Raw genomic sequence first — 10,755 nt, 5'->3', positions numbered from 1 at the left:
CCGATGCCGGACGCATGGCCTGGCGGCCAGCCACCACCGAACACCCCTGGCGCCTGAACCCCATCCACCACGCCGGACAACCGAAGAATCGGCACCCGCCGGACTCAGATGGAAGACGGTCGTCGCGTCCCGCAATTCGCAGTGCAGAGGACAGCGGCCCTGTCACACTCAGCGCAATGCGACGACCTGCGTGCCCCGCTGCTCGAGGATCGTATCGCCGAGCACGCGCAGCGCCACCGGTCCGACCACCTGACCGCGATCCACCGGAATGCTGAACTCCTCGTGGCCGTCGAACACGCGGCGCACGCTGATGGCCCCGGGCATCGGCACCAGCAGTTGCCCCGCCATCACCGCCCCGGGTCCGATGGCATCTGTCACCTGGAACATCGGGTTTCCATTCGAGGCGTCCAGTACCACGGTGGCCTTGCCGGTCCAGAACGAGACGACACCCTGATCGATGATCGGATCGCTCCGCTCGGGAACCTGGGCGTCACCGGCCACCGGGTGTTCGCTTCGGCTCTCGGCTTGCGGTGTGAATAGGCGCAGACGCGGTCCCTGCGGGGCGCCGACGGAACCGGACGGGTCGGCGCCGCCGTCGTAGACCACGATCGTGGAATCGGTCGCCGCCACCACTCGGGGAGCGGGACCCGCAGCCGATGTGGTGATCAGGGTCGAACCCCACTGGCGGATCTTCTCGTCGCTGGTCAGATTCGAACTGAGCACCGTCAGCCGATAGCCGGGATCGTCATCGCATCGCTCCACGATCGCCACCCGATCCGCACCGGAGACCGCAGAGTACAGCCGGCAATGCGTCCGGTCGGGCGCCACGTCGGGGTTCACCGGTGCCGTGACACGCCCGTACTCGATCCCGCGCACCAGATTCGAACCCCACGTCTCGAGGCGCGTCGGGCCGTACAGGAGGGCGTAGCCGGTATCGATGGAGAGGTGGACGGTGTCGTCGGCGTCACTGGTGCGGGCGGCGTGACGAGCACCGTCGGAACCTCGCAACGATGTGACCTCGCTGCAACCCCGGCTGTTCCGGTACACCGCGAGCACGTCGTTGTCGCCGCCGGTCCATCCCGCGGCCGCCGCGCACAGCGGCAGATTCCGCCGGTAGCTCCAGAGGTCGGTTCCGTCGCTCAGCCGATGCGCGACCACCGTGCCGCCGGACGCGGTCACCAGGGAGTCGCGGGTGATCTGCGGGACCGTGGTGACGTCCGACTGCGCGGACCAACGGACCGAGACCTCGCGCGGAACATTCTCAGCCGGCAGCTGGACCGGGGCGGGTGTCGTCGCGGTCACCGACTCGGTATGGCGGGCGGGGCTGGTCCACCAGACGGCGACACCCGCCGCGACCACGATCGCCGCGATCAACGCGGTCACGATGAGGTCGGTGCGGGTGCGCCGTTCGGGTTTGATCCGTCCCATTCTCGCGAGGGTATGCGAAAAGCGTCCGGGCGGAGCTACTCGGCCGCTGCCGCGGGCGCTGCGTCGCGCGAAGCGCCGTCACTGCCCTCACCGGACTTCGCACCACCGCTGCGACGACGACGGCGGCGGCGCGGCCGCTTGGCCTCACCATCGGCCTCCGGCTGCTCGGTCGAGGCGGTGGGACTCTTCTCCGCCTGCTCGGCGTCGTCCGCCGATGATGCGGTCGTGGCGCCCTCGGCGCCGGCGGGCTTGCCGCCCCTGGTACGGCGCCGCTCACGCTTGGGACGATCGGCGCGCGGCGCGCGCGGCTCCCGCCGTTCGTCGGACGAACGCTCCGGGGCGCCGATACGGCCGTTGGCGTCCGCGGGGATGCCCAGATCCTCGCGCAGATGCTCGGAGGTGGAGTAGGTCTCCGCCGGGTCGGGCATGCCGAGGCCGAGCGCCTTGTCGATCAGCTCCCAGCGATGCAGCTCGTCCCAGTCCACAAGGGTGATCGCGATGCCGGTGCGCCCGGCGCGCCCGGTGCGTCCGATGCGATGCACGTAGGTCTTGTCGTCGTCCGGGCACTGGTAGTTGATGACATGGGTGACGTCATCGACGTCGATGCCGCGCGCCGCGACATCGGTGGCCACCAGTACGTCGATCTTGCCGTCACGGAACTTGTTCAGCGCCTTCTCACGGGCCACCTGGCCGAGGTCGCCGTGCACCGCGCCCACCGAGAAGCCACGCTCGGCGAGGTCGTCGGCCACCTTCTGCGCTGTGCGCTTGGTGCGGGTGAAGATCATCGTCGCGCCACGGCCCTCCGCCTGCAGCACGCGGGCCACCAGTTCGGCCTTGTCCATTGCGTGGGCGCGGTAGACGTACTGGGTGGTCCGCTCATGCACCGCGGAGTCGTTCGCGTGCTCGGCGCGGATATGTGTCGGGCGGTTCAGGAAGGTCCGCGCCAGGGTGACGATCGGACCCGGCATGGTGGCCGAGAACAGCATCGTCTGCCGGTCGGTGGGCAGGGCTCCCATGATCCGCTCGATGTCCGGAAGGAAGCCGAGGTCGAGCATCTCGTCGGCCTCGTCGAGCACGAGCACTCCGACCTTGCCGAGGACGAGGTGTCCCTGCTGCGCGAGGTCGAGGAGGCGTCCCGGCGTGCCCACGACGACGTCGACGCCGGCCTGGAGTTCGGCGATCTGCTGCTCGTAGGGGCGGCCGCCGTAGATCGACGTGATCTTCATCGGGCGAACGGTGCCGTTCGAGAGCGTGACGTCGACGCCCTTGGCGGCGGTCTCGAGGTCTTCGGTGACCTGGACGCAGAGTTCGCGGGTCGGCACGATGACGAGGGCGCGCGGAGTGTTGTCGAGTGCGCGCAGGCCGGTCGCCTCGGCGTTGGCGAGCCGGTGCATCAGCGGGATGCCGAACCCGTAGGTCTTGCCCATGCCGGTGCGCGCCTGACCGATCAGATCGGAGCCGGCCAGCGCCAGCGGCAGGGTGAGTTCCTGGATCGCGAAGGTACGGGTCTTGCCGTCGGCCTCGAGGGCGGCGACGATCGCGGGGTCGACGCCGAGTTCGGCGAAGGTCGGGGCGGTGTGCTCCTCGTCGACGATCGTCGTCTGGACGTCGTCGGTGGCTTCGCCCACCGTGGGATCAATGGTCATATGCAGTTCAAGCCTCTCGCGGGTGTTCGCGCACGCACACAAGAGAGGCCACGGGGTCCTGATCGTTAGTCCGGACCCTCGGCGGCCGGGCCCGGAGGCCCTTCGCAGGTGCGCGCTCAATGTCCGACGGGCCGCTCGAAGTGGCCGCGCGGTGCCCATGAACGTGCATTCGGCGAGCGGAACGGCGACTCGTCTGTCTCCGAGTGTACCGCCTTGCATATTCTGACTTGCATGTCGAACAACGCAGCGGCCATTCGCAAGCTCTACGAAGTCCTTCTCGCGGGCGAGTTCGCCGCGTGCTATCGCCTGATCGAAGAGTCCGCGATGGCGCCGACGACTGCCGACCGCATCGCAATCGCGCGACTGATCGCGGCCGAGATGGGCCACTTCGAGGTGTTGGCCGAGCAGATCCGCTCCGACGGCGGCGCACCCGAGGAAGCAGTGGCCGCGCACGCCCGGGTGTTCGACGAGTATCACCGCGTGACGACACCGACGTCGTGGCTCGAGGTGCTGGTCAAGATGCACGTCGGTGACGGTCTGGCCGCCGACTTCTACGCCGAGATGGCCGATGTGATGCCCGAAGAGGTGCGTCCGACGATGAAATCGGTGATGGCCGAGACCGGTTCGTCACAGTTCGCCGTCGACCAGGTGCGGGCGGCGGTCGCCGCCGATCCGGCCGTGGCGTCGCCGCTGGCGCTGTGGGGCCGTCGATTGCTGGGTGAGGCGATCACGCACATGCAGTGGGTTCTCGCCGAGGAGGAAGACGTGATGGCGCTGCTCTTCGAAGGTGATGCGACGCTTGCCAACGCCGCCGCTTTCTTCGACAACATGGCGGCTCGCCACGGGCAGCGCATGGCCGAGCTGTCGCTGGCGTGACGAGTAGGATTCCGGAGTTATGAGCGTTGAAGTCAAGATCGGTATCGAGAACAGCCCGCGCGAGTTGGCATTCACCTGCCCGGACAAGGCCGATGACGTGTACGCGGCCGCCGACCGCGCGCTGAGCGGAACCGACGCCGTGCTGTCGCTGACCGACGACAAGGGATCGCGCGTGCTGGTCCCGGCAGCCAAGATCGCCTACGTGGAGGTCGGCAGCGCCGAGAACCGACGGGTCGGCTTCGGGGCGGCCTGAGCTCGATGAGCGGAGTCGACTCCGACCGACTCAGGGCGTTGCTCGACGATGCGGTGACCGGTCCGGACTCCGACCGGGTGCCGGGCGTCGTCGCCTCGGTGACCGACGCGAGGGAGACGGTCTTCACCGGCGCGGCGGGGAGCACGAGCGTCGCCGACGACCGCCCGATGACGGCCGACACGGTCGTCGCCCTGTACTCGGCTAGCAAGCCGCTGACCGGCACGGCCGTGCTGCAGTGCGTCGAGGAGGGGCTGATCGACCTCGACGCGCCGGCTGCGCAGTACGTGCCGGAGATCGCCGAGATCGGCGTGCTGGACGGTTTCGAGCCCGACGGGAGTCCGCGGATCCGTTCGGCAGCGACGCCGGTCACCACTCGGATGCTGCTGCTCCACACGGCCGGATTCGCCTATCCGTTCTTCGACGAGAACTACCGCTCCCTGGTGCGGCAGGGCCATTACCCGGATGTGGTGACGGCGACGCGTGCGTCACTGATGACGCCGCTGCTGTTCGACCCGGGTACGCGCTGGAACTACGGATCGAACATGGACTGGGCCGGGCTCGTGGTCGAAGCAGTACGCGGCGCACGGCTGGGGGAGGTTCTCGCTGAGCGGGTCTTCGCCCCGCTGGGCATGGACGATTCGGGATTCCTGCTCACCGATGCCATGCAGGAGCGCCGCGCCGCCGTGCATCTGCGCAGGCCGGACGGTTCGCTCAAAGCCACCGGCATCGTCATGCCGCAGAACCCCGAGGTCCAGATGGGTGGTCAGGGCCTGTACTCCACAGTTCCGGACTACATCCGATTCCTCCGCATGTGGCTGCGCGGCGGGGCGGGCGACGGTGGGCGCGTGCTCCGCAGCGACACTGTCGAGTGGGCGGCTCGCAACGGTCTCGCCGAGGGGCAGCGGGTCACGGCGTTGCGGGGCGTCGACCCGGTGATCACGCACGACGCCGAGTTCTTCCCGGGTCTGCCGAAGTCGTGGGCCTACACGTTCATGGTGAACGACGACGCTGCGCCGACGGGCCGGAGTGCGGGTTCACTCGCCTGGGCCGGCCTGGCCAACCTGTACTTCTGGATCGATCGGTCCGCGGACATCGCCGGGATGTGGGCCTGTCAAGTACTGCCGTTCGCAGACCCCGCCGCCCTGCGCCACGCTCTCGACTTCGAGAGCGCCGTCTACCGGTCCGTGTAGACGGACCGGTTCTCGGAAGTTCTCAGTCGTCGCCCGGAGTCTGGCGGGGAATGCCGGCCAGACCGCCCCAGAGCAGCGCCGCGGTGATCTCCACCGCGCTGGCCTTGTCGATGGGGCGGCTCGCGTCCACCCAGTACCGAGCGTTCACGACACTCGCACCGACCAGTCCCGCGGCGAGCATCCGGGACCGGTACGGATCCATCCCCGAATCCTGCATGACGAGACCGTGGACGGCGTCGACGCAGGCCTCGGTGGCGCCTTCCACACGCCGGATCACGGCCGGGTCCATGGCGTCGGAGGCGAAGATGAGGCGGTATCCGGAGTTGTCGTCGTCGATGAAGTCGAAGAAGGCCTCGACAGCCGCGAGGACACGACGGCGGTTGTCGACGGTGGTCAGCAGCGCCCGGTTCACGTCGGCGACGAGCTTCTCCGCGTGCGAATCGACCACGGCGATGTAGAGGTCGAGCTTCGACGGGAAGTGCTGGTACAGGACCGGCTTGCTCACACCGGCGTGAATCGCGATCTCATCCATTCCGGCGGAGTGATAGCCGCGCTCGACGAAGATCTCACTGGCGGCGTCGAGAAGCTGGCGGCGGCGTGCACTTCGCGGAAGGCGCGTGCTCGAGCGCCCGGCTGCGGCCGGAGCCGACGTCTGGGAACTGGGAGACGACATCCCCAAAGGATACTCGGAGCGCTTCAGATCACACTCATCCGGATCGCGGCCGAGGGTGGATGCGAGGTGAGAGGGGACATCTATGAGAAAGTTGTGGCGTGACCGGTACACCAGACAACGGGGCGCAGCGTCCCCGCCGCCCGCGGCCCGACCAGCCGCTGCGTGCCCGCTGGGATCCGATCTCCGACAGCGGACGGTCGCGCTCCGAGCGGGTGGAGCGGCGCAAGCGCAGCACCCTGGGGCGGTTCGTCAGCACATACGGCTGGCGCGCCTACGCCATTCCGGTGCTGGCCGTACTCACCGTGGTGCTGCTTGTGATGACCGTCCGCAACGACGGCGACACCGCGGTCGACAAGACCGCCGCTACCGGTGACGACGTACGCAACACCCACGTGCAGGACGAGACGACGCCGATCGGCGCCCCGACCGGGCAGATCCAGGAGGCGGCGCTGCCCGCCGGCGCCCTGCCCGGAGGCGGTCCGTTCACGCGCAAGGGAGACGAGGTCTACCGCGTGGTGCGCGGCACCGGCGACAAGCTGGGCACGGCCAAGCAGGTCTACACGTACACGGTCGAGGCGGAGAAGGGACTGTCGCCGCAGGACTACGGCGGCGACCAGGCCTTCGCGAAACTCGTCGACACGACGCTGGCGAACAAGAAGAGCTGGATCGGTGACGGCCGCGTCTCCTTCCGCCGCATCGACACCGGCGAGCCGGACCTACGGATCTCGCTCACGTCGACCGACACCGCCCGCGAACTGTGTGGATATCAGATCAAGCTGGAGACCTCATGCTTCTATCCGCCCGACAAGCGCGTGGTGATCAACGAGGCGCGGTGGGTGCGCGGCGCGCAGGCCTTCCAGGGCGACGATCTGACGTACCGCCAGTACCTCATCAACCACGAGACCGGTCACGGCATCGGATATGAGAAGCACCAGCCGTGCAAGGAGAACGGTGCGCTCGCGCCGATCATGATGCAGCAGACCTTCGGTACCGCGAATGCGCAGATCATGGCGCTCGACCCGGACATGGAGGCCGACCGTACGCTGGTCTGCAAACCGAACGCCTGGCCCTTCCCCGCGAACTGACCACCGCCCGCTGACGGGATGGCTGGAACGTATTCGGGATCGGAGACGGAGGTCTGAAGAATGTCGCCCTTGCCGCCACTGGTGGAACCGGCAGCCGAACTGAGCCGGGACGAGGTCGCGCGCTACAGCAGGCACCTCATCATCCCGGACGTCGGCGTCACCGGGCAGAAGCGGCTGAAGAACGCCAAGGTGCTGGTGATGGGCGCGGGTGGGCTGGGGTCTCCGACTCTGCTCTACCTCGCGGCGGCCGGAGTCGGCACCATCGGCATCGTCGACTTCGACGTGGTCGACACGTCCAATCTGCAGCGCCAGATCATTCACGGGCTGGGAGACGTCGGCCGACTCAAGACCGAGAGCGCGCGCGACTCGATCGCCGAACTGAACCCGTTCGTCGACGTCCGGCTGCACAACCGGCGGCTGGAGGCGAAGGACGCGGTCGACCTGTTCTCGGAGTACGACCTGATCCTCGACGGCACCGACAACTTCGCGACGCGATATCTGGTGAACGACGCCGCGCTGCTGGCCGGGAAGCCCTACGTGTGGGGATCGATCTACCGGTTCCAGGGGCAGGTGTCGGTGTTCTGGGAGAACGCTCCCGACGGTCGCGGCGTCAACTATCGCGACCTCTATCCGCAGGCGCCGCCCCCGGGCTCGGTGCCGTCCTGCGCCGAAGGCGGCGTTCTCGGAGTGCTGTGCGCGTCGATCGGCTCGATCATGGCGACCGAGGCGGTGAAATTGATCTGCGGCATCGGTGAACCGCTGCTCGGCAGGCTGATGGTGTACGACGCGCTCGAGATGACCTACCGGACCGTGCGCCTCCGCAAGGATCCGCAGGGACGGCCGGTGACCGCACTGATCGACTACGACGAGTTCTGCGGCGTGGTGACCGACGAGGCCGCTGCGGCGGCCGCCGGGTCCACCCTCACCCCGGCGCAGGTCGACGCGGCGCTGCGTTCGGAGGCGCCGCCCGCGCTGATCGACGTCCGCGAGCCGGTGGAGTTCGAGATCAATCGCATCGCGGGCGCACAGCTGATCCCGAAGGGAGAGATCCTGTCGGGACGTGCAATTGGAGACCTGCCGCACGATCGGCCGATCGTGCTGTATTGCAAGACCGGAATCCGATCGGCGGAGGTGCTCGCCGCACTCAAGAGATCCGGGTTCGACGACGCCGCACACCTGCAGGGCGGCATCGTGGCGTGGGCCGCGCAGATCGATCCGACCATGCCGGTCTACTGAGCGCGGCTGTCACAATCGGCGACATGACCAGGCGACCGAGAGCACTGCTGCCCGCCGCGTTCAACACGGCGGCGGTGGCTGCGGCCGGGGTGGCGACGGGCCTGATGGCTGCCGTCCCGCTGTGGTTCCTCATCCCGGTGCTCGTGCCCGGCCTCGACCCGCTGTGGACGTACATCGGGGCGTGCGTGCTGGTCGTGGCCGGGTCGGCGGCGGCAATCGCCGTTCGGCTGACCGGTACCGCGCGCATGCTGGCACTGGTCTTTCCGCTCGGCTTCGCTCTGGCGTGTGCGGTGCCGCCGGTGGTGAGCGAACTGGTGCAGAGCCTCTGACTGGACCGGTGTCGCTGCCCGGGAACGTCAGGCGTCCTGGGTAATCTGACGGACGTGACCATGATTGTCGAGCCGCCCGAACAGGTGTTGACCACGTTCGGCCTCACCGCGCATCCGCCCATCGCGATGGACGGCACCGGATGGCGCGTCGGCGAGGTGGTCCTGACGCTGGTTCCCGATCACGCGCGCGCCGCATGGTCGGCCACTGCGCGAGAGAACCTGTATGTCGAGGGAATGCGGATCGCGCGGCCCATCCGCGCCACCGACGGCCGTTACGTGGTGTCCGGCTGGCGGGCCGACACCTATGTCGCGGGCAGTCCCGAACCCCGGTACGACGAGGTCGTGGCGCTCGCTGACCGGCTGCACGCGGCGACGGCCAAACTCGAACGACCCCGCTTCATGCTGCAGCCGCCCGCGCCGCCGTTCAACGACGTCGACGTCTTCGTCGCGGCAGACAGGGCCGCCTGGGAGGACGTTCCGCTGCGGACGGCACGCGCCGCGGGAATGCCGGAGCCGACGAGCGAGGACGGGGAGCGCAGTCTCGCCGAACTGAAGATCCTCGGGAGTCTCCGCCGACCCGTCGACCTGCCGTCTCAAGTGGTGCACGGCGACCTTTTCGGCACGGTGTTGTTCGCGGGTGCCGCAGCTCCGGCGATCACGGACATCGTTCCGTACTGGCGTCCCGCGTCGTGGGCCGCGGCCGTGGTGGTCGTCGACGCGCTCGCATGGGGCGGTGCCGGCGAGGACCTGGTGGAGCGGTGGTCGAATCACCCGGAGTGGCCGCAGATGCTGCTGCGCGCGGTCATGTTCCGGCTCGCCGTCCACGGCATGCATCCGCGGTCGACCGCCGGTGCGCTGCCCGGACTTCTCAGGGTCGTCGACCTCGTCCGGATGATGGTTTAGTCCGGAACTCCCGTCGGTCCCGGACCGTCGGGGCGCATCCGGTGCGACTTCAGATCGATGCGGTCGTCGACGATTCGGACGCCTTCTTCGCGCAGTCGAGTCAATTGCCGCGCACGCAGGCCGGGCGATGGACGGCCGGAGGCCGGAACCACCCGATGCCACGGCAGGTCTGCCGAGTCGGTCCGCATGATCCACCCGACGATGCGCGGGCTGGACAGTCCCGCGGCGGCGGCGAGGTCGCCGTAGGTGCTCACCGCTCCCGGTGGGATGGCGGCGACCAGGGCCCGTACCGCCTCCACCTGATCCTCGGTGACCGCGGCCACGGCTACAGCAGGTCGCGCACCAGCGCGGCGCAGAAGTCGGGGACGAGGAACGGGATCATGTGCTCGGTGTCGACGCGGTGCACCGTCACCGTGTCCGCGCGCTCGGCGGCGCAGGCGGCGAGGAACTCCTGCCGGACGAAGGGCGGCTGCACCCGCTCGGCGACCACGACGTGCGTCGGGATGCCGGCGGGCGGGAGACGGAAGGCGCCGCTCATCTCGCTCCACGCGGTCGCGGCGGCCGGGGCCGACACTCGCCAGGCCACGCGTCCGCCGGCCGCCGGAACCAGGTGTTCGGCGATCTCGGCGTCGAGCACGTCGGCGGGCACCGCACTCCAGCCCTCCATCCGCTTGGCGGCTCTGGCGTCGTCGGCGTCCTGGTAGCCCCAGTTCGCCATCGACGTCTCGGCGATGAACCGGGCCCGTTCGGGGTCGAGACCTTGGGCCGGATCGAGCAGGACGAGGCCGCGAAACGCATCCGGCCGGCGCTCGGCGAGGGCCAGGGTCACCGCGCATCCGAAGGAGTGGGCCACCGCGACGACTGCCTGCCCGACGGGGACATGAGCGTCGAGGGCCGCGCCGAGCGCATCGGCGTGTTCGATGATGCTCCACGGCGGCTCCCAAGGGCTGCGGCCGTGACCGAGCAGGTCGGGCGCCACCACCCGTGTGCCGGGCAGGTGGTCGGCGGCCATCTGCTCCCAGCGGCGCCCGTGCCCGGTGAGGCCGTGAACCGCCAGTACCGCAGGCGCGCCGGGATCGTCGGTACCGAACAGGTGCGTGTGCAGCGTGCGCGTCGGCGAGGCGGGTCCGGGCATG

General features: G+C 69.0%; 12 protein-coding genes. 7 read left to right on the top strand and 5 right to left on the bottom strand.

The window, feature by feature from the left end; translation table 11 throughout:
• Nucleotides 1-168: 168 nt before the first annotated feature.
• Both Y710_RS17270 and Y710_RS17265 read right to left on the bottom strand, forming a co-directional pair.
• Complete coding sequence (locus Y710_RS17270; protein WP_062368010.1) at nucleotides 169-1,428, bottom strand: Rv3212 family protein; 1,260 nt, start codon at nucleotides 1,426-1,428, stop codon at nucleotides 169-171.
• A 35-nt stretch (nucleotides 1,429-1,463) separates the two neighbouring features.
• Nucleotides 1,464-3,074, bottom strand: coding sequence for a DEAD/DEAH box helicase (locus Y710_RS17265; RefSeq protein WP_006895522.1), 1,611 nt, complete (start codon nucleotides 3,072-3,074; stop codon nucleotides 1,464-1,466).
• A gap of 231 nt (nucleotides 3,075-3,305) precedes the next feature.
• Here Y710_RS17265 and Y710_RS17260 point away from each other — a divergent pair, with 231 nt between their 5' ends.
• The 3 genes from Y710_RS17260 to Y710_RS17250 are packed head-to-tail and all read left to right on the top strand — an operon-like array spanning nucleotide 3,306 to nucleotide 5,393.
• Nucleotides 3,306-3,950, top strand: a complete 645-nt coding sequence (locus Y710_RS17260) for a ferritin-like fold-containing protein (protein WP_006895521.1) — start codon at nucleotides 3,306-3,308, stop codon at nucleotides 3,948-3,950.
• 19 nt (nucleotides 3,951-3,969) lie between these two features.
• Nucleotides 3,970-4,203: a DUF3107 domain-containing protein gene (locus Y710_RS17255; protein ID WP_045539973.1), complete on the top strand. Its 234-nt coding sequence runs from the start codon at nucleotides 3,970-3,972 to the stop codon at nucleotides 4,201-4,203.
• A gap of 5 nt (nucleotides 4,204-4,208) precedes the next feature.
• The gene (locus Y710_RS17250) at nucleotides 4,209-5,393 is read left to right on the top strand and encodes a methyl acetate hydrolase AcmB (protein ID WP_062368009.1); all 1,185 of its coding nucleotides are present in this window, start codon (nucleotides 4,209-4,211) and stop codon (nucleotides 5,391-5,393) included.
• A 22-nt stretch (nucleotides 5,394-5,415) separates the two neighbouring features.
• Here Y710_RS17250 and Y710_RS17245 read toward each other — a convergent pair whose 3' ends face one another.
• Nucleotides 5,416-6,066 carry an HTH-type transcriptional activator FasR gene (locus Y710_RS17245; RefSeq protein WP_006895518.1) on the bottom strand — a complete coding sequence of 217 codons (651 nt, stop codon included), beginning with the start codon at nucleotides 6,064-6,066 and terminating at the stop codon, nucleotides 5,416-5,418.
• Between the two features lie 98 nt (nucleotides 6,067-6,164).
• Here Y710_RS17245 and Y710_RS17240 point away from each other — a divergent pair, with 98 nt between their 5' ends.
• Genes Y710_RS17240 through Y710_RS17225 form a run of 4 tightly spaced genes read left to right on the top strand, consistent with a single transcriptional unit; the run spans nucleotide 6,165 to nucleotide 9,619 of the window.
• Nucleotides 6,165-7,151, top strand: a complete 987-nt coding sequence (locus tag Y710_RS17240) for a DUF3152 domain-containing protein (protein WP_045539968.1) — start codon at nucleotides 6,165-6,167, stop codon at nucleotides 7,149-7,151.
• 60 nt (nucleotides 7,152-7,211) lie between these two features.
• A complete protein-coding gene (moeZ, locus tag Y710_RS17235) occupies nucleotides 7,212-8,387 on the top strand; it encodes an adenylyltransferase/sulfurtransferase MoeZ (protein ID WP_062368008.1) in 1,176 nt (391 codons plus the stop codon).
• A 23-nt stretch (nucleotides 8,388-8,410) separates the two neighbouring features.
• The gene (locus tag Y710_RS17230; protein WP_062368007.1) at nucleotides 8,411-8,716 is read left to right on the top strand and encodes a hypothetical protein; all 306 of its coding nucleotides are present in this window, start codon (nucleotides 8,411-8,413) and stop codon (nucleotides 8,714-8,716) included.
• A gap of 60 nt (nucleotides 8,717-8,776) precedes the next feature.
• Nucleotides 8,777-9,619 carry a TIGR02569 family protein gene (locus tag Y710_RS17225; RefSeq protein WP_006895514.1) on the top strand — a complete coding sequence of 281 codons (843 nt, stop codon included), beginning with the start codon at nucleotides 8,777-8,779 and terminating at the stop codon, nucleotides 9,617-9,619.
• On the opposite strand, the gene Y710_RS17220 is transcribed toward Y710_RS17225, so the two are convergent.
• Together Y710_RS17220 and Y710_RS17215 are read right to left on the bottom strand one after the other, a co-directional pair.
• Complete coding sequence (locus Y710_RS17220; protein ID WP_006895513.1) at nucleotides 9,616-9,942, bottom strand: MGMT family protein; 327 nt, start codon at nucleotides 9,940-9,942, stop codon at nucleotides 9,616-9,618. The genes Y710_RS17225 and Y710_RS17220 overlap by 4 nt on opposite strands.
• Before the next feature lie 2 nt (nucleotides 9,943-9,944).
• Complete coding sequence (locus tag Y710_RS17215; protein ID WP_006895512.1) at nucleotides 9,945-10,754, bottom strand: alpha/beta hydrolase; 810 nt, start codon at nucleotides 10,752-10,754, stop codon at nucleotides 9,945-9,947.
• Nucleotide 10,755 lies beyond the last annotated feature (1 nt).

Source organism: Gordonia sp. QH-12 (assembly GCF_001578675.1).
Lineage (GTDB): Bacteria > Actinomycetota > Actinomycetes > Mycobacteriales > Mycobacteriaceae > Gordonia > Gordonia sihwensis.
Note: the sequence above shows the minus strand (reverse complement) of the source record. Positions and strands in the feature narration are given on the sequence as shown.

Bases quoted from the DNA above. Each gene is read 5' to 3' on its own strand.
- Y710_RS17250 (WP_062368009.1), top strand. From the start codon at position 4,209: ATGAGCGGAGTCGACTCCGACCGACTCAGGGCGTTGCTCGACGATGCG.
- Y710_RS17230 (WP_062368007.1), top strand. From the start codon at position 8,411: ATGACCAGGCGACCGAGAGCACTGCTGCCCGCCGCGTTCAACACGGCG.
- Y710_RS17245 (WP_006895518.1), bottom strand. From the start codon at position 6,066: ATGTCGTCTCCCAGTTCCCAGACGTCGGCTCCGGCCGCAGCCGGGCGC.
- Y710_RS17265 (WP_006895522.1), bottom strand. From the start codon at position 3,074: ATGACCATTGATCCCACGGTGGGCGAAGCCACCGACGACGTCCAGACG.
- moeZ (WP_062368008.1), top strand. From the start codon at position 7,212: ATGTCGCCCTTGCCGCCACTGGTGGAACCGGCAGCCGAACTGAGCCGG.
- Y710_RS17225 (WP_006895514.1), top strand. From the start codon at position 8,777: ATGATTGTCGAGCCGCCCGAACAGGTGTTGACCACGTTCGGCCTCACC.
- Y710_RS17260 (WP_006895521.1), top strand. From the start codon at position 3,306: ATGTCGAACAACGCAGCGGCCATTCGCAAGCTCTACGAAGTCCTTCTC.
- Y710_RS17255 (WP_045539973.1), top strand. From the start codon at position 3,970: ATGAGCGTTGAAGTCAAGATCGGTATCGAGAACAGCCCGCGCGAGTTG.
- Y710_RS17215 (WP_006895512.1), bottom strand. From the start codon at position 10,754: ATGCCCGGACCCGCCTCGCCGACGCGCACGCTGCACACGCACCTGTTC.
- Y710_RS17270 (WP_062368010.1), bottom strand. From the start codon at position 1,428: ATGGGACGGATCAAACCCGAACGGCGCACCCGCACCGACCTCATCGTG.